This is a genomic window from Pseudomonas sp. TE36184, assembly GCF_054060055.1.
This window is the reverse complement of the sequence record NZ_JBSSCU010000001.1, coordinates 4,534,869-4,553,195: the sequence shown is the minus strand read 5'-3', so window position 1 is coordinate 4,553,195 and position 18,327 is coordinate 4,534,869. Positions and strand designations below refer to the sequence as shown.

The window sequence follows — 18,327 nt, the reverse complement described above, 5'->3', positions numbered from 1 at the left end:
ATAGCGGCGAACCAGCCGCCGAAGATGTCGACTGACACTCACCTATCGGGAGCAAGCTCCCTCCCACATTTGGATAGTGGTGGGCTTTAGAGCTTGGCTTTTACGGCGGCCAACGCGTCCTGGCCGTCCACGGTTTTCACGCCGTCGAGCCACTGCTCCAGTACCGCCGGGTTGGCCTTGATCCACGCCTTCGCCGCATCCGCATTGCTGACCTTGTTGTTGACCACCGCGGCCATGATGCTGTTCTCCATCGCCTGGGTGAAACTCAGGTTGGTCAGCAGTTTTCCTACGTTCGGGCAGGCTTGTGCATAACCCTTGCGCGTCAGGGTATACACGCTGCCGGTGTCGCCGAAGTACTTCTCGCCGCCCTTGAGGTAATGCATTTTCAACTGCACGTTCATCGGGTGCGGGGTCCAGCCGAGGAAGGTGATGAAGCGCTGTTTCTTCACCGCCCGTGAGACTTCGGCGAGCATCGCCTGTTCGCTGGACTCGATCAGCTTCCATTGGCCCAGGTCGAAGTCGTTCTTCTTGATGATCTCCTGCAGCGAGAGGTTCGCTGGCGCGCCGGAGCCGATGCCGTAGATCTTCTTGTCGAACTTGTCGGCGAATGAGTTGAGGTCGGCAAAGTCATGCACCCCGGCGTCCCACACATAGTCCGGCACAGCCAGGGTGAATTCGGTGCCGTCGAGGTTTTTCGCCAACTGCACCACATCGCCGTTGGCCACGAATTTGTCGTAGAAACCTTGCTGCGCCGGCATCCAGTTACCCAGGAACACATCCACCTGGCCGTCCTTGAGCCCGCCGAAGGTGATCGGCACCGCCAGGGTGTCGACCTTGGGCTTGTAACCCATGCCCGTCAGCAGAAAACCGGCGACGGCATTGGTGGCGGCAATATCACTCCAGCCGGGATCGGCCATCCTCACCGTCTCACAACCGGCGTCTGCATACACGGTGGCGCTGCTCAACGCCGCCATGCCCATTACGCCCAGCACCACAGTCAATTTTTGCATGGCCTTCCCTCTGTTTTATTGGTTTTGGCAGGGTTGTGGATAACGTGCCTTGCGCTCCAGGTCGTCGAGGTCGATATGGTTGCGCATGTATTGCTGACTGGCGTCCACCAGCGGCTGGTGATCCCAGCTCTTCAGCTTGCCCTGGGTCAGCGCCTGATAGACCAGGCGGCGACGGCGTTGACTGGCGAGCACCTGCTGGTGGATCGCCGGGATGTCCCATTTGGCCCGCGCCTCAAGCAGAAAGGCGGCAAACAGCGCCCGATGCTGCGGCGATTGGCTGAGTTCTTCCTGCTCGCGCGGGTCGTTGTGTATGTCGAACAGTAGGCAGGGGTCGTCTTCGCTGTAGATGAATTTGTAGGCGCCACGGCGAATCATCATCAGCGGGCTGAGGGTGCCTTCGGCCATGTATTCGCCGAACACTTCGTCGTGCCCGCCCTGCCCTTGCAGGTGCGGGACCAGCGAGCGGCCGTCCATGGGCAAGTGCGGTTCGAGTTCGCCGCCGGCCAGTTCCACCAGGGTCGGCAACAGGTCGGCGGTGGAGACCGCCTGGGTCACACGGCCCGCCGCGAACTGCCCCGGCGCGCTGATCAGCAGCGGCACGCGGGCGGCCATTTCGAACCAGTGCATTTTGTACCAGAGGCCGCGCTCGCCGAGCATGTCGCCATGGTCGCCGGAGAAAACGATCAGGGTGTCGTCGGCCAGGCCGGTGTCTTCCAGGGTCTGCAGCAGCTTGCCGACATTGCTGTCGATGTAACTGCAGGCGCCGAAGTAGGCGCGGCGCGCATCGCGGATCTTGTCCACTGGCAGCGGCTTGTCCCACAGGTCGTAGACCTTGAGCAGGCGCTGGGAGTGCGGGTCGAGATCGCCCTGGGCCGGGGTTGTGGGCAACGGGATGTCGCTGTCGTCGTACAGATCCCAGAACGGTTTGGGAATGGTGTACGGGTCGTGGGGATGGGTCATCGACACGGTGAGGCAGAACGGCTGGTCGCCGCCCTCGCGAATGTGGTCGAACAGGTACTGCTGGGCCTTGAACACCACCTCTTCGTCGAAATCCAGTTGGTTGGTTCGCACGCACGGCCCGGCTTGCAGCACCGAGGACATGTTGTGGTACCAGGTGGGGCGCACGTCCGGCTCATCCCAGTTCACCGCCCAGCCATAGTCGGCGGGGTAGATGTCGCTGGTCAGGCGCTCTTCGTAACCGTGCAACTGGTCTGGCCCGCAGAAATGCATCTTGCCCGACAGCGCGGTGCGGTAGCCGAGACGACGCAGGTAGTGGGCATACGTCGGCACATCGGCGGGGAAATCTGCCGCGTTGTCGTAGGCGCCGATCTTGCTCGGCAACTGGCCGCTGACCAGGGTAAAGCGCGACGGCGCACACAGTGGGCTGTTGCAGTAGGCGGCGTCGAACACCACGCCTTGTGCGGCGAGGCGACTGAGATTCGGCAACTTGATCGGGGAAGGTCCGTAGAACGGCAGCATCGGCGCGGCCATTTGATCGGCCATGATGAAAAGAATGTTCTTGCGCTTCATGGGTCTTCGGCATTCCATAGGCGGTGTTTATGCGAATGAGCATGCAGCCCATGGAAAATGGGGTAAAGCCCATGAAAGGCAATGTCTAGGATAAGTACAGCTTATGTATAAAGCCTTCGGCGACGTATCCCTCGATCTGCTCCGGGCGTTCGAAGCGGCGGCGCGCCACCGCAGTTTTACCGCTGCGGCGATGGAGCTGGGCACCACCCAACCGGCCATCAGCCAGCAGATCAAGCGCCTCGAAGAGCAATTGGCGATCCGCCTGTTTGATCGCATCTACCGTGGCATCGAGCTGACCGACGCCGGCGCGCTGCTGTTCGAACATGTCCAGGGCGGTTTGCAGACCATCAACCAGGGCCTGAGCGCGATCACCCAGCAGGACCAGCACGAAGTGCTGCAAGTGGCCACCGACTTCGCCTTCGCCGCCTACTGGCTGATGCCGCGCCTGCATCGCTTCCATGCGGCCAACCCCCAGGTCGACGTCAGCCTGGTGACCAGCGAGCGCAATCATGCCACGTTGCGCAGCGATATCGACGTGGCGGTGCTGTTTGGCGACGGCCGTTTCAAGCAGGGCGACAGCCTGTGGCTGTTCAATGAGGAAGTGTTCCCGGTGTGCAGTCCGCAATGGCTCAAGGACCAGGCCACGCCGCTGACCGTGCAGACCTTGCCCGACTGCCCCTTGCTGCACCTGCGCCAGGAACACACCAGCCAGTGGTTCGACTGGAGCGGCGTGTTCCGCGAACTGGGCATTACCAGCACGCCGACCCCCGGCCAACTGCGCTTCGATAACTACACTCTGTTGATCCAGGCCGCGATTGCCGGCCAGGGCGTGGCCATCGGCTGGCGCCACTTGGTGGACAACCTGCTGGAACAGAAGTGGCTGTGCCGGCCGATCAGCGACACGGTGATCTCACGCTTCGGCTACTACGTGGTGCAGCCGCAGCGCAAACGGCGGGGGCAGTTGGTCGAGCGGTTCGTCGACTGGCTGGTGGCGGAGCAGGCGCGCAGTGCACAGTCGCTGACCGGGCTGGCCCTGCCGTCGATTGCGGTCTAGGGGGCGATGACCTGAAGGACCACACCGAGTACGCGATCTGGATGGGTGCGATACGCGAACTGAATCTGTCGGTTTTTTAACCTCTCTTATCAGATAAAGCCTGGCCGTTCCCGCAGTAAAAGGCGGAGTGGTTGTAGGATTTATCTCGATTCATTCCAATATATGGGATTGATATTTATATATTGAGATATCGCCGAGCATAGGTTTATATTCGCCCATCTGCTTTTTTCAGCACCCACTCATTTCAGGTGAAGCGATGCCGGCGCAATTGATCGCGCTCGATTGGGGAACCAGTTCCCTTCGTGCTTATAAACTCGGCCCCGCAGGCGTGGTGCTGGAACAACGTGCGTTGGCGTCGGGGATCATGCACCTGCCCAGCCAGCCCCGGGAGATTGCCGGCGTTTGCTGCAGCGATGGCTTCGAGTTGGCGTTCGACGCGGCCTGTGGCGATTGGCTCGACGCGCAACCGGGCTTGCCGGTGATCGCCTGCGGCATGGTCGGCAGCGCCCAGGGCTGGAGCGAAGCGGCCTACCGCAACACCCCGGTCGACGTCGCCAGCCTCGGCCAAGCATTGCACCGCGTGCGCAGTGTGCGCGGCGTCGATGTGCATATCGTGCCCGGCGTGATCGAGCAGGTCGGCTTGCCCAACGTGATGCGCGGCGAAGAAACCCAGGTACTCGGCGTGCTGCAAGGCCTTGGCGCCGAGGTCTTGATCGGCCTGCCCGGCAGCCATTCCAAATGGGTCGAGGTGGTCGATGGCTGTATCACCCATTTCGACACCTTCATGACCGGCGAGCTGTTCGCGGTGCTGAGCAAGCACAGCCTGCTCGGGCGCACCCAACAACCCGCCGAACACTTCCAGGCGGCGGCTTTCGACCGCGGCGTGCGCGTGGCGCTGTCGGCAGACGGCCAGCGCGGCGTGCTGTCGACGCTGTTCAGCGCACGCACCCTGGGCTTGACCGGCGAACTCGCCCCGGACCAGCAGCCCGACTACCTTTCCGGTCTGTTGATCGGCCATGAACTCGCCGGCTTGCCCGGTGCCGCCCAACATAAGCCGATCATCCTGGTCGGCGCCGCACCGCTCTGTACACGTTACCAGCGTGCCCTCGGCCTCTGCGGCTTCGCCCACGTCAGCCTGGCGCAAGAGGCCAGCGAACGCGGCCTCTGGCAGTTGGCCCAGGCCGCCGGGCTCATTCAACCAGCAATGGAGGCCTGACATGCTCAAGCAAGCACTCACGCAAAACGGTTTGATCGCGATCCTGCGCGGCGTGCGCCCGGACGAAGCCGAGGCGATTGGCCAGGTGCTGTACCGCGCCGGTTTTCGCGTGATCGAAGTCCCGCTCAATTCGCCGGACCCTTACACCAGCATCCGCACCCTGCGTGACAGCCTGCCCGCCGATTGCCTGATCGGCGCCGGCACGGTGTTGACGCCGGCGCAGGTCGAGCAGGTCAAGGCCGCCGGTGGCCAGGTGATCGTGATGCCCCACAGCGACGCCAAGGTCTTGCGTGCCGCGAAAGCCGCCGGCCTGTACCTGTCGCCAGGTGTGGCCACCCCGACCGAGGCGTTCGCCGCGCTGGCCGAAGGCGCCGACGTATTGAAACTGTTCCCCGCCGAGCAAATGGGCCCGGCGGTGATCAAGGCGTGGCTGGCGGTGTTGCCGGCGGGCACGCTGTTGCTGCCGGTCGGCGGCGTGAGCCCGGCCAACATGCAGGTGTATTTCGACGCCGGCGCCAGGGGCTTCGGCCTGGGGTCCGGATTGTTCAAGCCGGGCATGTCCGTGGCCGAGGTGGCGAGCAGTGCCCAGGCGTATGTCGCGGCCTGGAACGCCTTGAACTGATCGCAAGCTTTGCGCCTTGGGCGCTGCATCGACAAGAGAGATAAGAAGATGAAAATCACCAAACTGACTACCTTCATCGTCCCACCGCGCTGGTGCTTCCTCAAAGTGGAGACCGACCAGGGCGTCACCGGCTGGGGCGAACCCGTGGTCGAAGGCCGCGCCCACACGGTGGCGGCTGCGGTCGAGGAACTGTCCGACTACCTGATCGGCAAAGACCCACGCAATATCGAAGACATCTGGACCGTGCTCTATCGCGGCGGTTTCTATCGCGGCGGCGCCGTGCATATGAGCGCGCTGGCCGGCATCGACCAGGCGCTGTGGGACATCAAGGGCAAGGCCCTGGGCGTGTCGGTCAGCGACCTGCTGGGCGGCCAGGTGCGTGACAAGATTCGCGTGTATTCGTGGATCGGCGGCGACCGCCCCGCCGACACCGCCCGCGCCGCCAAAGAGGCCGTGGCCCGTGGCTTCACTGCGGTGAAAATGAACGGCACGGAAGAATTGCAGTTCGTCGACAGCTTCGAAAAAGTCGACCTGGCGCTGGCCAACGTCGCCGCCGTGCGCGATGCCGTCGGCCCCAACGTGGGCATCGGCGTCGACTTCCATGGCCGCGTACACAAGCCCATGGCCAAGGTGCTGATGAAAGAGCTGGACCCGTACAAACTGATGTTCATCGAAGAGCCGGTACTCAGCGAAAACTACGAAGCGCTGAAGGAACTCGCACCGCTGACCAGCACCCCGATTGCCCTGGGCGAGCGTCTGTTCTCGCGCTGGGACTTCAAACGCGTGCTCAGCGAAGGCTACGTCGACATCATCCAGCCGGACGCTTCCCACGCTGGCGGTATCACCGAAACCCCGCAAGATCGCCAACATGGCCGAAGCCTACGACGTGGCCCTGGCGCTGCACTGCCCGCTGGGCCCGATCGCGCTGGCCGCCTGCCTGCAGCTGGACGCGGTCTGCTACAACGCGTTTATCCAGGAGCAAAGCCTGGGCATTCACTACAACGAGAGCAACGACCTGCTCGACTACGTGCGCGACCCGGGCGTGTTCGACTATGACCAGGGCTTCGTGAAGATCCCCAACGGGCCGGGCCTGGGCATCGAGATCAACGAGGAATACGTGATCGAACGCGCGGCCATCGGCCATCGCTGGCGCAACCCGATCTGGCGCCATGCCGACGGCAGTTTTGCCGAGTGGTGATGTCTGCCTGAAAAAATGTGGCAAAAAATGTGGGAGGGGGCTTGCCCCCGATAGCTGAGTGTCAGTCGACATCTTCGGCGGCTGGTTCACCGCTATCGGGGGCAAGCCCCCTCCCACATTTGAGCTGGTTTGGTCAGTAAGTCCGTCCTCAATAAACATAAGAAGAGACAACCCCATGCACCCTGAATCCCTCACCGGGCAGGCTTCTTTAGTCACGCCTAGCAGAAAGCGCTACTTCATCATGGTGCTGCTGTTTATCACCGTGGTGATCAACTACCTCGACCGCAGCAACCTGTCGATCGCGGCCCCGGCCCTGACCAGCGACCTGGGCATCGACCCGGTGCATGTCGGGCTGATTTTCTCGGCGTTCGGCTGGACCTACGCCGCCATGCAAATCCCCGGTGGCTGGCTGGTCGACCGGGTGCCGCCGCGCATCCTCTACACCGTGGCCCTGCTGCTGTGGTCCATCGCCACTGTAATGCTCGGCTTTGCGGCCAGCTTCATCGCGCTGTTTGTCCTGCGCATGGCGGTGGGCGCCCTGGAAGCGCCGGCCTATCCGATCAACAGCCGCGTGGTCACCACGTGGTTCCCCGAGCGTGAGCGCGCCACGGCGATTGGCTTCTACACCTCCGGCCAGTTCGTCGGGCTGGCGTTTCTCACCCCGGTGCTGGCCTGGTTGCAGCACCACTACGGCTGGCACATGGTGTTTGTCACCACCGGCGGCGTCGGCATCCTCTGGGCGCTGATCTGGTACGCGGTGTACCGCGAGCCGAAGGACTTCAAAGGCGCCAACGCCGCTGAAATCGAACTGATCCGTGCCGGCGGCGGGCTGGTGGACATGCAGGCGCAAACCGCCAAGGCACCGTTCAGTTGGGTCGACCTGGGCATCGTGCTGAGCAAGCGCAAACTCTGGGGCATCTACCTGGGGCAGTTCTGCCTGAACTCCACGCTGTGGTTCTTCCTGACATGGTTCCCGACCTATCTGGTGAAATATCGCGGGATGGACTTCATCAAATCCGGCCTGCTCGCTTCCCTGCCCTTCCTCGCGGCGTTTGTCGGCGTGCTGTGCTCCGGGATTTTTTCCGACTGGTTGATTCGCCGCGGCGCATCAGTGGGCTTTGCGCGCAAGTTGCCGATCATCGGCGGGCTGTTGATTTCCACCGCGATCATTGGCGCCAACTACGTGGATTCGACGGCCTGGGTGATTGCGTTCCTGGCGGTGGCGTTCTTCGGCAATGGCCTGGCGTCGATCACCTGGTCGCTGGTGTCGACCTTGGCACCCGCTCGCTTGCTCGGCTTGACCGGTGGCGTGTTCAACTTCATCGGCAACCTGGCGGCGATTGCCACGCCGATCGTGATTGGCTTCCTGGCCAGCGGCGATTCGTTCGCACCGGCGATCACCTATATCGCAGTGCTGGCGTTGCTCGGGGCGCTTTCCTACATCTTGTTGGTGGGCAAGGTCGAACGGATCGAGTTGTAAAAAAACGGGCGACCTTGGGGTCGCCCGTTTTTATTTGCGGCTTACGGCACCGACATTTCGTTGTGGAATATATTCAGCGGGTCCCAGCGCTGCTTGGTACGCCGCAGCCGGCTTTCGATGATCAGGTCGGGGAAGAAAACCGTGTACCACTGGGGGTTCTTGGCGTTCGCCGGGTTGCCGCCGAGGTGCGTCATGTCGAGGTCGGGGTAATTGATGTAGCAGCCCTCGAACTCCGCGTTGAGCGGCACGCCTTGATCGTTGGCGAAGGCGTTGAAAAACAGCCCCTGAATCCAATCGGCATGTGCCTGGTCGGTGGCGGCACTGGCATCGCGCCAATAACACTGCGGTTGCCACTTGAGGAAAGAGCCGCGCTGGGCCGCAGACGATTCGCGCCGCACCGCCGGATCTGGCTGGTTGATGCGCCCGCCGAACGACTGGATCTGTATGAGACTTTGGGTCAACACGTTCGCCGGGTCGGGCCAGGTCAGTGTGGTCCAGATCGCGGATAACACCTGCGGCGTGAAAATGCCTTTCTGATAGGCCGACTTATAGCGCCCGCGCTGGTTGTCGCCGGAGCCGTTGAGGGTTTGCTGGCACGGCAGCCAGTCGAGGCGGCGCACGACGGCCCGCGCCGTGCTCAAGGAGTTGATGACACGCCCGGTGGGGTTGCTTCGCGGCAGGTGGATCACGTGAAACGGTGTCACCGATTCGCTGGCGGCAATGCCGATGGCGTCCAGCATCGTCGTGACAAAATCGTCGAAGGGCGCCTGATCGTTCAACTCGCCGTCTTTGTCCACGTAGTGAATGCCCAGCGTGACGTTGCCGGTGTGCTGGTGGCGCATTTCCAGCTTGGTCGCCAGGCCCCAGGTGTCCGGGTCGGCCTGATGTTGGGCGAACCAGGCTTGATAGGCCACCAGCAATCGGTCGAGCGCCGGTTTGGTCAGCATCGCCCAGTCCCATTCCAGTACCAGCCAAAGCACCTCCTTGGGGGCGTCCGGCAGGTCCTTGAAGTAATAACTGGTGATGATCCCGAATTGCCCGCCGCCGGCACCGCAGCACGCGGCAAACAGGTCCAGTTCGTCCGGGTCGGTGCTCTCCCGGCAGACATGACGCGCTGTCAGGCCGTTGCCCTGGGCGTTGGGCACCAGAATATCGACACCGGACAGCCAGTCGCACACCAGGCCGTGTTTGCGCGAGAGCAAGCCATAACCGCCACCGCAGATGTGCCCGCCCAGGCCCACCGAATAACACGAACCACCGGGCAGGGTCTTGTTGGCCAACGTGTACAGTGCGACGTAGGCGTCCCAGTTCTGCCCGCCGGCTTCCAGGCGAAAGCGGTAGCGATAGGGCAAGGTCGGTATCAACTGGGAGTGCAGTTGGCCGTCGGCATCGTAGTCCAGTTGCTTCATTTGCCCGATATCCAGAATCGCCAATACCTCATTGGGGTTGTTGGGCATCTTGTTGGCGACGAAACCTTCGTAACAGTGGCCGCCGCTGCGCACGGTAATCCGGCCATTGGCAACGGCCAGGGCCTGCGCCGCGGCGTCGATGATGTCCTGGGGGCTGTAACAGAGGTAAATCAGGTTGGCGCCGTTGGGGGAGGATTGGCCCTGCACGTTGCCCAACGGCCAGCGCAGGTTGAAGCCTTTTTGCAAGGTGGCGTGACGGCGGTCCGATTCGGTGATGAGATCAAATGCCATGATGTACTCCATAGAGCCAAGAATGACTTCTGATGCGGCTAACTTAACGACCGGGAGCGCAAGAAATACCGGGGCTTGCTGAGGTGGTTAGACGGCAATAGGCATGAAGTGCGTTAAGGGGGAACGAACGGTTCGCCCCTTAAGCCTAGCGGAAGAAATCGCGGAACCGTGGCGTCAGTTCAACACGCCTTCCAGAATCTCATAGACGATACCGGTGCCCACTGCGATCAGCACCACGTCCGGGCCTGAACGGCGCCATTCGTAACCCTCGTAGTACGGCAGGCGTGCCAGGGCGCGGTTGTCGAGGCGTTCGCCGTAGTAGCCGTGGGGCAGCGGCCGGCCACGGACCAGGCGCACATTCGGCGGCGGCGGCGCGCCACGGCCGAATTGGCCGTGGTTGTCGTGGATGATCTGGCGCACCGGGCCGAAGTCCTGGGGCGGGCCGCCGCGATGGTTGTCCTGCGGGCCGCGATGGTCGTCGCCACGTTGCTCGTGCTGGTCTTGTGGGCCGCCACGGTCGTCACCGCGCTGGTCAGGCGGCGCGGCTTGCACCAGGGCGCTGGCGGCAAGCACCAGGACGCCACAACCAGCAATCACGGATTTGCGCATTTTCATCGGGAATTCCTCGGGGCACGCATACAAAAAAGGGATTGCGAACACGGTTCGAAATCCCTTGGTCTTGTTGTTTAGGCCACGGTGTTGCCAGTTGATTCCTGTGTATCAGGAACTTTACCTACCGCATACGAGGCGCTTACTTACGTGCGTTACGGACACCTTCCGACAGCGCCGCGCACAGGCTCAGCACGCCGTCGATGGCTTGCTGGTCGTTGCTGGCGTTGGCGATGTGATCGATCAGCGCCGAACCCACCACCACACCATCTGCCAAGCGCGCGATGGCGGCCGCTTGTTCCGGCGTGCGGATACCGAAACCGATGCTGATCGGCAGGTCGGTATGGCGACGCAGGCGGGCCACGGCTTCTTCGACATGTTCCAGGGTGGCGGCACCGGCACCGGTCACACCGGCTACCGACACGTAGTACACAAAGCCCGAGCTGCCGTTGAGCACGGTCGGCAGGCGCACGTCGTCGGTGGTCGGCGTGGTCAGGCGGATAAAGTCGATGCCTGCCGCCTGGGCCGGGTCGCACAGCTCGCCGTTATGTTCGGGCGGCAGGTCGACCACGATCAGGCCGTCGACGCCGGCTTGCTTGGCGTCGGCAATAAAGGCCGGCACGCCGTATTTGTGGATCGGGTTGAAGTAACCCATCAGCACCAGCGGGGTGTCGCTGTTGTCCTTGCGGAACTCGCGCACCATCTGCAGGGTTTTCGCCAGGTTTTGCTTGGCGCTCAGCGCGCGGATGTTGGCCAGTTGAATGGCCGGGCCGTCGGCCATCGGGTCGGTGAAGGGCATGCCCAGCTCGATCACGTCGGCACCGGCGGCGGGCAAGCCCTTGAGGATCGCCAGCGAGGTGTCGTAACCGGGGTCGCCGGCGGTGACGAAGGTCACCAGGGCGGCGCGGTTTTGTTGCTTGAGTTGCGCAAAGCGGGTTTGCAGGCGGCTCATTTAGTGTTTCTCCTGCTGGGACTGTTCCATGTGGTGCATCACGGTCTGCATGTCTTTGTCGCCACGGCCGGACAGGTTGACCACCATCAGGTGTTCCTTCGGCAGGGTCGGCGCGCGTTTGAACACTTCGGCCAGGGCGTGGGCGCTTTCCAGTGCAGGAATAATCCCTTCCAGGCGGCAGCATTTGTGAAAGGCGTCGAGCGCTTCGTGGTCGGTCACCGAGGTGTACTGGACGCGGCCGATATCGTGCAACCAGGCGTGCTCAGGGCCGATGCCGGGGTAGTCGAGGCCGGCGGAAATCGAGTGGGCGTCGATGATCTGGCCATCGTCGTCCTGCAGCAGGAAGGTGCGGTTGCCGTGCAGTACGCCCGGTACGCCACCGTTGAGGCTGGCGGCGTGCTTGCCGGTTTCGATGCCAAAGCCCGCGGCTTCCACGCCGATGATCTCGACGCTGCTGTCATCCAGGAACGGGTGGAACAGGCCCATGGCGTTGGACCCTCCGCCGATGCACGCCACCAGGCTGTCCGGCAGGCGGCCTTCCTGGGCTTGCAGCTGGGTGCGGGTTTCCTTGCCGATCACGGACTGGAAGTCGCGCACCATCGCAGGATAAGGGTGCGGGCCGGCAACGGTGCCGATCAGGTAGAACGTGTCGTCGACGTTGGTCACCCAGTCGCGCAGGGCTTCGTTCATCGCGTCTTTGAGGGTGCCGGTGCCGGCGACCACCGGGATCACTTCAGCGCCCAGCAGCTTCATGCGAAATACGTTGGCCTGTTGGCGCTCGATGTCAGTGGTGCCCATGTAGATCACGCATTGCAGGCCGAAACGCGCGGCCACGGTGGCGGTGGCCACACCGTGCATGCCGGCGCCGGTCTCGGCGATGATGCGTTTCTTACCCATACGCCGCGCCAGCAGGATCTGGCCGATGCAGTTGTTGATCTTGTGCGCGCCGGTGTGGTTCAGCTCTTCGCGCTTGAGGTAAATCTTGGCGCCGCCGCAGAACTCCGTCAGGCGCTCAGCGAAATACAGCGGGCTTGGTCGACCGACGTAGTCGCGCTGGAAGTAGGCTAATTCCTCGTTGAACGCAGGATCAATCTTGGCCGCTTCGTACTCGCGGGCCAGGTCGAGGATCAACGGCATCAGGGTTTCGGCGACGTAGCGGCCGCCGAATGCGCCGAACAGGCCGTTGGCGTCAGGGCCGTTGCGTAGATCGGTCTGGGACTGAGTCATGGGACGCTCCAGGAAAAGAATTCGGGTGGGAAGCAATGACGCTCACTCTACCCCTGACGCCCAAGGCTGAAAACCGATAAGATCGCTGCAACCTGTCAGGAAAACTCACAGATGAGCCGAGACCTCCCGCCCCTTAATGCCCTGCGCGCCTTTGAAGCCACGGCCCGCCTCAACAGCGTGAGCCAGGCGGCTGAGCAGTTGCACGTCACCCATGGCGCCGTGAGCCGCCAGCTTAAAGTGCTGGAAGAACATTTGGGGGTCAGCCTGTTCGTCAAGGAAGGGCGCGGCCTCAAACTCACAGATGCCGGCGTGCGTCTGCGCGATGCGAGTGCCGAGGCGTTCGAGCGGTTAAGGGAGGTGTGCGCGCAAATTACCCAAAGCAGCGCCGATGCACCGTTCGTCCTCGGCTGTTCGGGCAGTTTGCTGGCGCGCTGGTTCATTCCGCGCCTGGGCCGCTTGAATGCCGACCTGCCCGATCTGCGCTTGCACCTGTCGGCGGGTGAAGGTGATCTGGACCCGCGCCGTCCCGGCCTGGATGCCCTGCTGTTGTTCGCCGAACCGCCGTGGCCGGCGGATATGCAGGTGTACGAGCTGGCCAGCGAACGCATCGGCCCGGTCATGAGCCCGCATTTCGCCGGTTACGAACGCCTGCGCGACGCCCCGGCCACGGCGCTGTGCGGCGAAGCGCTGTTGCACACCACGTCTCGCCCGCAGGCCTGGCCCAGCTGGGCGCAGCAACACGGGATCGAACCCGGTGCGTTAAAACTCGGCCAGGGGTTTGAGCATTTGTATTACTTGCTGGAAGCGGCGGTTGCGGGGCTGGGTGTGGCGATCGCGCCGGAGCCGCTGGTGGCGGAGGACGTGCGCGCCGGTCGCCTGGTGGCGCCGTGGGGTTTCACGCAAACCCCGGCGCACCTGGCGTTGTGGCTACCCAAGCGCGCCGCGGACGGGCGCGCTCGGCAATTGGCGCAATGGCTCAAGGCTGAGCTGTCGCGCCAGCCGGTATAGCCGGCAGATCAGTTACCGCGTTTGCACAAAAGGTAAGCCGCCAGCAGGCCCAGCGCGCCAACGGCAACGCCGGCGGTAGTCCATGGGTGTTCTTGTGCGTAGTCCCGGGTCGCCACGCCGGTTTCGCGGATTTTGACTTTGCTTTCTTCGTAGGCGTCGCTGATCAGGTGGCGAGAATGCTTGAGCGCGTTCTCGGCATTGCTTTTCAGGGCCTTCAGAGTCTTGAGCGACTCATCGGATGCGTCGTCCTTGAGGCTCTCAAGAGACTTGAGCAGGCTCGAAATCTCGGCTTCCATGCTTTCCAGCGACGCTTTGCGTAAAGAGGTGTTGGCCATGTGGACTCTCCTGAAGTGATTAGGTGGCGTGTGTAGATACCGACTACGGCCATTTCAGAAAGTGCAGTAAATCTGAACTTTCGAGTAGGAACGGTCGCCAGAAGCAGTATGAGCTTTGACTGCTAGGCTTTATTGACGACCCTCAGGAGAAACGCCATGTCTGATCATCACACTTACAAGAAAGTCGAATTGGTGGGTTCGTCCACCACCAGCATCGAAGAGGCGATCAACAACGCCCTGGCTGAAGCCAGCAAGAGCATCAAGCATTTGGAGTGGTTCGAGGTGACCGAAACCCGTGGCCATATCAAGGACGGCAAGGCTGCGCACTTCCAGGTTACGCTGAAGGTGGGGTTCCGAATTGCCAGTAGTTGATCGAAACCGTTGAACTTGCCGGCTGGCCGATTGCCATAACCTGCGCTACAACCAATGGGGGCCGATGCGACCAGCGTCGGCACGCTCGTTTCGATCAGCGCAAGGGAAGTGACGGATGAAGAAGTTCTTGTTAGCAGTAGGTTTGTTGAGCATGGCGGGCACCGTGCTGGCGGCGGGCAAGCCGTGTGAAGAGCTGAAAAGCGAAATTGCCGCGAAAATCGACGCCAAGGGTGCTTCGGGTTATTCGTTGGAAGTGGTGGCTAAAGGCGCTGCGGCTGACGGCAAGGTGGTTGGCACCTGCGAAGGCGGCACCAAGGAAATCGTCTACAAGCGCGGTTAATCGTGCGTTGCAGACATAAAAAACCGACGCGCGTGCGTCGGTTTTTTTTCGCCTGCCAGATTTAGCCCTTCATCAACTGCGCGAGCAGCTCGTAGGAATGAATCCGGTCGGCGTGTTCGTACAGGTCGCAGGTAAAGATCAGCTCGTCGGCGCCGGTCTGTTCGACCAGTACTTCCAATTTGGCGCGGATCTTCGCCGGGCTGCCGACCATCGCCAGGCCGAGGAAGCTGCCCACCGCGTCTTTTTCATGGGGTAGCCACAGGCCGTCCATGCTTTCCACCGGCGGACGCTGCACCAGGCTCTGCCCGCGCATCAGCGCCAGGATGCGTTGGTAGACGGAAGTGGCCAGGTAATCGGCCTGTTCGTCGGTATCCGCCGCGACCAACGGAAGGCCGAGCATTACGTAAGGCTTGTCCAGAACGGCCGAAGGCTTGAAGTGATTGCGGTACACACGAATCGCCTCATGCATCAAGCGCGGTGCGAAATGCGAGGCAAAGGCGTAGGGCAAGCCGCGCTCCCCCGCCAACTGTGCGCTGAACAGGCTGGACCCGAGCAGCCACACCGGGACGTTGGTGCCGGTGCCGGGAACCGCGATCACCCGCTGGTCGGGCGTGCGCGGGCCGAGGTAGGCCATCAATTCGGCCACGTCTTCGGGGAAGTCGTCGGCGCTGCCGGAGCGCTCACGGCGCAGGGCGCGGGCGGTCATCTGGTCGGAACCGGGCGCACGGCCCAGGCCCAGGTCGATCCGGCCGGGGTACAGGCTTTCCAGGGTGCCGAATTGTTCGGCGATCACCAGCGGTGCATGGTTGGGCAGCATCACGCCGCCGGAGCCGACGCGGATGGTCGAAGTGCCGCCGGCCAGGTAACCGAGCAATACCGAGGTGGCCGAGCTGGCGATGCCGTCCATGTTGTGGTGTTCCGCCACCCAGAAGCGGTTGTAGCCAAACTTTTCCACATGCTGGGCCAGGTCCAGGGAATTGCGCAACGACTGCGCGGCGCTGCCGTTGGCCCGCACGGGCACCAGGTCGAGGGTCGAGAACTTCACGTCGGACAGCGATTTCATAAGCCTGCTTCTCCAATAAGGGCGCAGGTTTCTTAGACGAACCAAAACCTGCCGCTTCATGTGCATGTTCTATGCAATGAGGGCATATACCCGAGATTCAATAGGTCGTGCGAAATTTCCTACTTTGTTGCTAGGTTTCTCTTACAAGTGAACTTTGCCAAAGCATCTATCCTCAGAACCCTTACTGACGCAAAACCATCGTTTGAGGAGACTGCTATGAGTATCGTTAAAAAAGCATCCGCGCATTGGGAAGGTGATCTGAAGACAGGCCTGGGTTCCATCTCCACGGAAACCGGCGTGCTGCGCGAAGCGCCCTACGGCTTCAAGGCCCGTTTCGAGGGCGGCAAGGGCACCAACCCTGAAGAGTTGATCGGTGCGGCCCACGCTGGCTGTTTCTCCATGGCGTTTTCCATGATTCTCGGCGACGCCGGGCTCAAGGCTGACAGCATCGACACCCAGGCCGAAGTGACCCTGGACCAGGTCGACGGTGGTTTTGCGATCACCGCTGTACACCTGATCCTCAACGCCAAGATTCCCGGCGCGAGCCAGGCGCAGTTCGATGAGCTGAGCAAAAAGGCCAAGGAAGGGTGCCCAGTGTCCAAGGTGCTGAACGCGAAAATCAGCCTGGACGCCACCCTCGTCGACTGACACAGCCTTAGGTGAGAGGGGGCTTGCTCCCTCCCACATTCAGTTGTGCGTTAAATCAGAACTCGTGTTTCCCCGATGTGGTCCTATAGCCTATGCAGCCATAGGCGCACATTCGTGCGCGTGCATTCAGGGAGCTTCACACATGAAACGTTTTGTCTTGGCGATCATCTGCGGTGTATTGGCCACATCGGCTGTGGCCGCGCCCAAAGACTGCGAAGAACTCAGGAAAGAGATCGAAGTGAAGATCCAGGCCAAGGCGATTCCGTCCTACACCCTGGAAATCGTCAGCAAGGAAGAAGCCGACAAGCACGATGTCGCCATGGTCGTAGGCACGTGTGAGAACGGTACCAAGGCAATCATCTACCAGAAGAACAATGACTGATCAGATGCAGTTCACGCTGCGCTCCTGCGCCAATAACTGACGCGCGGCGTTGTACAGCCGGATATTCGGTGTGTAGGACAACGAGCGCCCCTCCAGGCGATAACGCTGGCCTGCCTCGAAGTGGTCGTACTGCAAGGTCATGAAACAGGTCCGGTCCTGGGTCTGCGACAACCCGCCAAAGCTGCCGCCGGTCGGCACTTCGAAATCAAACCGCACCATCAACTCGTGACTGCCCGGCGGGACCTGGAAGAAGCGCCCGTCGTTGAGGTTTTTCCCATCCAGACGTTGGGCCATCACCAGCTTGGCCCCCGGTGTCGGGGTGGCGAAATCGACCCAGGCCTGTTGCGCGTCCATCGGCGGGATGGGTGGTAAAGCACAGGCGCTGAGCAACAGGGCGGCGATGGGAAGCACTAGCTGGCGCATGGCGGGCACTCAACACAAGGAGAGCCTTGAGTATAAACGCGCTACGCCATGGAAAAACGCCGGGCAGTCACGATAGGCTGGCGAGCCAATTACCCAGGAGCAGTCGCGGCATGATCAGGCGTTTTCTTCCAGGGTTGTGGTGGGTGCTGCTCAGCGGTTGTTCCAGCGTCGATTACTACGGCCAATTGGCCAGCGGCCAGTGGCAGTTGCTGCAGGCTCGGGAGCCGGTGGCCAAGGTGATTGCCGACCCGGCGCGGCCGCAACAGTTACGTGAGCACTTGGTGCAATCGCAAAAGGCGCGCACGTTCGCCAGCGAGCAGTTGCACCTGCCTGACAATCAGAGTTACCGGTTGTACGCCGATATTGGCCGGCCTTATGTGGTCTGGAATGTTTTTGCCACGCAGGAATTTTCCTTGTCGGCGCAAAATCACTGCTTTCCCATCGCTGGCTGTGTCGCCTATCGCGGTTATTACAGCCAGGGCGCGGCGCGGGGTGAGGCGGCGTTGCTCAAGCAACAAGGCATGGACGTGTCGATTGGCGGCGTCGAGGCCTATTCCACCTTGGGTTGGTTCAATGACCCGATCATGAGTTCGATGCTGGGCTGGGGCGATGAGCGCCTGGCCACGTTGATCTTTCACGAACTGGCGCACCAGCGCTTTTACGTGAAGGACGACACCGAGTTCAACGAGTCCTTTGCCACGTTCGTCGAGCAGGAAGGCACGCGCCAATGGCGCGCCGCCCGTGGCCTGGCGCCGATCGGCAGTGCGGCGCTGCAGCAGCGTGACCAATTTACCCAGTTGCTCCTCGATACTCGCAAACGTCTGGAAACACTCTACGCCCAGCCCTTGGCGGCCGATGCGATGCGGCGGGCCAAGGCGGCTGAATTCGAGCGTTTGCGCAGCGACTACCGGCGGGTGCGGGACAGTCAGTGGGGCGGCGACAAGCGTTATGACGCCTGGATGAACCTGCCGATGAACAATGCGCGGCTTTTACCGTTCGGGCTGTATGACCAGTGGGTGCCGGCATTTGCGGCGTTGTTCCGGCAGGAAGGCGGGGATTGGCTGAAGTTCTATGCGGCAGTGGAGCGGATGGGCCAACTGCCGGTGGCGCAGCGTAAGGCGGCGTTGAGGCAGTTGGAAGGTGTTGGCCGGTAGGGCC

The 18,327-nt window shown here is 62.1% G+C and carries 19 protein-coding genes and 2 pseudogenes; 12 read left to right on the top strand and 9 right to left on the bottom strand.

Features of this window, described 5'->3' with window-relative positions:
- Positions 1-86: 86 nt before the first annotated feature.
- Positions 87-1,010 (bottom strand): choline ABC transporter substrate-binding protein, encoded by a 924-nt coding sequence (gene choX, locus ACVWZP_RS20455; RefSeq protein WP_046484407.1) that lies wholly within the window; start codon positions 1,008-1,010, stop codon positions 87-89.
- A 15-nt stretch (positions 1,011-1,025) separates the two neighbouring features.
- Positions 1,026-2,540 carry a choline-sulfatase gene (gene betC, locus ACVWZP_RS20450; protein WP_128192138.1) on the bottom strand — a complete coding sequence of 505 codons (1,515 nt, stop codon included), beginning with the start codon at positions 2,538-2,540 and terminating at the stop codon, positions 1,026-1,028.
- A gap of 103 nt (positions 2,541-2,643) precedes the next feature.
- Between betC and ACVWZP_RS20445 the strand changes: the two genes are divergently transcribed.
- From ACVWZP_RS20445 to ACVWZP_RS20420, 6 genes and pseudogenes are all read left to right on the top strand, one after another.
- Positions 2,644-3,594 carry a choline sulfate utilization transcriptional regulator gene (locus tag ACVWZP_RS20445; RefSeq protein ID WP_017848977.1) on the top strand — a complete coding sequence of 317 codons (951 nt, stop codon included), beginning with the start codon at positions 2,644-2,646 and terminating at the stop codon, positions 3,592-3,594.
- A gap of 2 nt (positions 3,595-3,596) precedes the next feature.
- Positions 3,597-3,674, top strand: a pseudogene (locus ACVWZP_RS20440) (DOPA 4,5-dioxygenase family protein); the annotation flags it as partial.
- A 176-nt stretch (positions 3,675-3,850) separates the two neighbouring features.
- The gene (locus tag ACVWZP_RS20435) at positions 3,851-4,810 is read left to right on the top strand and encodes a 2-dehydro-3-deoxygalactonokinase (protein ID WP_457370102.1); all 960 of its coding nucleotides are present in this window, start codon (positions 3,851-3,853) and stop codon (positions 4,808-4,810) included.
- 1 nt (position 4,811) lies between these two features.
- On the top strand, positions 4,812-5,432 hold the full coding sequence (locus ACVWZP_RS20430; protein WP_017848979.1) for a 2-dehydro-3-deoxy-6-phosphogalactonate aldolase: 621 nt from the start codon (positions 4,812-4,814) through the stop codon (positions 5,430-5,432).
- A gap of 48 nt (positions 5,433-5,480) precedes the next feature.
- Positions 5,481-6,630: pseudogene (gene dgoD / locus ACVWZP_RS20425) on the top strand (galactonate dehydratase).
- A gap of 175 nt (positions 6,631-6,805) precedes the next feature.
- Positions 6,806-8,110 carry an MFS transporter gene (locus ACVWZP_RS20420; RefSeq protein WP_046484398.1) on the top strand — a complete coding sequence of 435 codons (1,305 nt, stop codon included), beginning with the start codon at positions 6,806-6,808 and terminating at the stop codon, positions 8,108-8,110.
- A 41-nt stretch (positions 8,111-8,151) separates the two neighbouring features.
- On the opposite strand, the gene ACVWZP_RS20415 is transcribed toward ACVWZP_RS20420, so the two are convergent.
- The 4 genes from ACVWZP_RS20415 to trpB form a co-directional block, all read right to left on the bottom strand.
- Positions 8,152-9,810: a BBE domain-containing protein gene (locus tag ACVWZP_RS20415; protein ID WP_177030071.1), complete on the bottom strand. Its 1,659-nt coding sequence runs from the start codon at positions 9,808-9,810 to the stop codon at positions 8,152-8,154.
- Between the two features lie 174 nt (positions 9,811-9,984).
- The gene (locus ACVWZP_RS20410) at positions 9,985-10,425 is read right to left on the bottom strand and encodes an anti-virulence regulator CigR family protein (RefSeq protein WP_057004935.1); all 441 of its coding nucleotides are present in this window, start codon (positions 10,423-10,425) and stop codon (positions 9,985-9,987) included.
- Between the two features lie 136 nt (positions 10,426-10,561).
- Positions 10,562-11,371: a tryptophan synthase subunit alpha gene (gene trpA / locus ACVWZP_RS20405; RefSeq protein ID WP_046381551.1), complete on the bottom strand. Its 810-nt coding sequence runs from the start codon at positions 11,369-11,371 to the stop codon at positions 10,562-10,564.
- Entirely contained in the window at positions 11,372-12,598 is a 1,227-nt protein-coding gene (gene trpB / locus ACVWZP_RS20400; protein WP_017848984.1) for a tryptophan synthase subunit beta, read from the bottom strand.
- A 111-nt stretch (positions 12,599-12,709) separates the two neighbouring features.
- Here trpB and ACVWZP_RS20395 point away from each other — a divergent pair, with 111 nt between their 5' ends.
- The gene (locus ACVWZP_RS20395) at positions 12,710-13,606 is read left to right on the top strand and encodes a LysR family transcriptional regulator (RefSeq protein ID WP_177033149.1); all 897 of its coding nucleotides are present in this window, start codon (positions 12,710-12,712) and stop codon (positions 13,604-13,606) included.
- An 8-nt stretch (positions 13,607-13,614) separates the two neighbouring features.
- Here the strand turns inward: ACVWZP_RS20395 and ACVWZP_RS20390 are convergent, their stop codons facing one another.
- Positions 13,615-13,941 carry a DUF883 family protein gene (locus tag ACVWZP_RS20390; protein WP_010565821.1) on the bottom strand — a complete coding sequence of 109 codons (327 nt, stop codon included), beginning with the start codon at positions 13,939-13,941 and terminating at the stop codon, positions 13,615-13,617.
- Between the two features lie 156 nt (positions 13,942-14,097).
- Between ACVWZP_RS20390 and ACVWZP_RS20385 the strand changes: the two genes are divergently transcribed.
- Together ACVWZP_RS20385 and ACVWZP_RS20380 are read left to right on the top strand one after the other, a co-directional pair.
- A complete protein-coding gene (locus tag ACVWZP_RS20385; protein WP_017848986.1) occupies positions 14,098-14,313 on the top strand; it encodes a dodecin in 216 nt (71 codons plus the stop codon).
- A 115-nt stretch (positions 14,314-14,428) separates the two neighbouring features.
- Positions 14,429-14,653: a DUF1161 domain-containing protein gene (locus tag ACVWZP_RS20380; protein WP_017848987.1), complete on the top strand. Its 225-nt coding sequence runs from the start codon at positions 14,429-14,431 to the stop codon at positions 14,651-14,653.
- A gap of 61 nt (positions 14,654-14,714) precedes the next feature.
- Here ACVWZP_RS20380 and ACVWZP_RS20375 read toward each other — a convergent pair whose 3' ends face one another.
- A complete protein-coding gene (locus ACVWZP_RS20375; protein ID WP_017848988.1) occupies positions 14,715-15,716 on the bottom strand; it encodes an LLM class flavin-dependent oxidoreductase in 1,002 nt (333 codons plus the stop codon).
- 216 nt (positions 15,717-15,932) lie between these two features.
- On the opposite strand from ACVWZP_RS20375, the gene ACVWZP_RS20370 reads away from it, so the two are divergent.
- Entirely contained in the window at positions 15,933-16,364 is a 432-nt protein-coding gene (locus ACVWZP_RS20370; RefSeq protein ID WP_017848989.1) for an OsmC family protein, read from the top strand.
- A gap of 142 nt (positions 16,365-16,506) precedes the next feature.
- Entirely contained in the window at positions 16,507-16,746 is a 240-nt protein-coding gene (locus ACVWZP_RS20365) for a DUF1161 domain-containing protein (protein ID WP_017848990.1), read from the top strand.
- Here ACVWZP_RS20365 and ACVWZP_RS20360 read toward each other — a convergent pair whose 3' ends face one another.
- Complete coding sequence (locus tag ACVWZP_RS20360; protein ID WP_017848991.1) at positions 16,747-17,169, bottom strand: PA0061/PA0062 family lipoprotein; 423 nt, start codon at positions 17,167-17,169, stop codon at positions 16,747-16,749.
- Between the two features lie 110 nt (positions 17,170-17,279).
- Here ACVWZP_RS20360 and ACVWZP_RS20355 point away from each other — a divergent pair, with 110 nt between their 5' ends.
- A complete protein-coding gene (locus tag ACVWZP_RS20355) occupies positions 17,280-18,323 on the top strand; it encodes an aminopeptidase (RefSeq protein WP_057004936.1) in 1,044 nt (347 codons plus the stop codon).
- Positions 18,324-18,327 lie beyond the last annotated feature (4 nt).

What these genes read in the sequence shown, in the direction of transcription:
- choX (WP_046484407.1), bottom strand. Translation starts at nt 1,010, where the DNA reads ATGCAAAAATTGACTGTGGTGCTGGGCGTAATGGGCATGGCGGCGTTG.
- betC (WP_128192138.1), bottom strand. Translation starts at nt 2,540, where the DNA reads ATGAAGCGCAAGAACATTCTTTTCATCATGGCCGATCAAATGGCCGCG.
- ACVWZP_RS20445 (WP_017848977.1), top strand. Translation starts at nt 2,644, where the DNA reads ATGTATAAAGCCTTCGGCGACGTATCCCTCGATCTGCTCCGGGCGTTC.
- ACVWZP_RS20435 (WP_457370102.1), top strand. Translation starts at nt 3,851, where the DNA reads ATGCCGGCGCAATTGATCGCGCTCGATTGGGGAACCAGTTCCCTTCGT.
- ACVWZP_RS20430 (WP_017848979.1), top strand. Translation starts at nt 4,812, where the DNA reads ATGCTCAAGCAAGCACTCACGCAAAACGGTTTGATCGCGATCCTGCGC.
- ACVWZP_RS20420 (WP_046484398.1), top strand. Translation starts at nt 6,806, where the DNA reads ATGCACCCTGAATCCCTCACCGGGCAGGCTTCTTTAGTCACGCCTAGC.
- ACVWZP_RS20415 (WP_177030071.1), bottom strand. Translation starts at nt 9,810, where the DNA reads ATGGCATTTGATCTCATCACCGAATCGGACCGCCGTCACGCCACCTTG.
- ACVWZP_RS20410 (WP_057004935.1), bottom strand. Translation starts at nt 10,425, where the DNA reads ATGAAAATGCGCAAATCCGTGATTGCTGGTTGTGGCGTCCTGGTGCTT.
- trpA (WP_046381551.1), bottom strand. Translation starts at nt 11,371, where the DNA reads ATGAGCCGCCTGCAAACCCGCTTTGCGCAACTCAAGCAACAAAACCGC.
- trpB (WP_017848984.1), bottom strand. Translation starts at nt 12,598, where the DNA reads ATGACTCAGTCCCAGACCGATCTACGCAACGGCCCTGACGCCAACGGC.
- ACVWZP_RS20395 (WP_177033149.1), top strand. Translation starts at nt 12,710, where the DNA reads ATGAGCCGAGACCTCCCGCCCCTTAATGCCCTGCGCGCCTTTGAAGCC.
- ACVWZP_RS20390 (WP_010565821.1), bottom strand. Translation starts at nt 13,941, where the DNA reads ATGGCCAACACCTCTTTACGCAAAGCGTCGCTGGAAAGCATGGAAGCC.
- ACVWZP_RS20385 (WP_017848986.1), top strand. Translation starts at nt 14,098, where the DNA reads ATGTCTGATCATCACACTTACAAGAAAGTCGAATTGGTGGGTTCGTCC.
- ACVWZP_RS20380 (WP_017848987.1), top strand. Translation starts at nt 14,429, where the DNA reads ATGAAGAAGTTCTTGTTAGCAGTAGGTTTGTTGAGCATGGCGGGCACC.
- ACVWZP_RS20375 (WP_017848988.1), bottom strand. Translation starts at nt 15,716, where the DNA reads ATGAAATCGCTGTCCGACGTGAAGTTCTCGACCCTCGACCTGGTGCCC.
- ACVWZP_RS20370 (WP_017848989.1), top strand. Translation starts at nt 15,933, where the DNA reads ATGAGTATCGTTAAAAAAGCATCCGCGCATTGGGAAGGTGATCTGAAG.
- ACVWZP_RS20365 (WP_017848990.1), top strand. Translation starts at nt 16,507, where the DNA reads ATGAAACGTTTTGTCTTGGCGATCATCTGCGGTGTATTGGCCACATCG.
- ACVWZP_RS20360 (WP_017848991.1), bottom strand. Translation starts at nt 17,169, where the DNA reads ATGCGCCAGCTAGTGCTTCCCATCGCCGCCCTGTTGCTCAGCGCCTGT.
- ACVWZP_RS20355 (WP_057004936.1), top strand. Translation starts at nt 17,280, where the DNA reads ATGATCAGGCGTTTTCTTCCAGGGTTGTGGTGGGTGCTGCTCAGCGGT.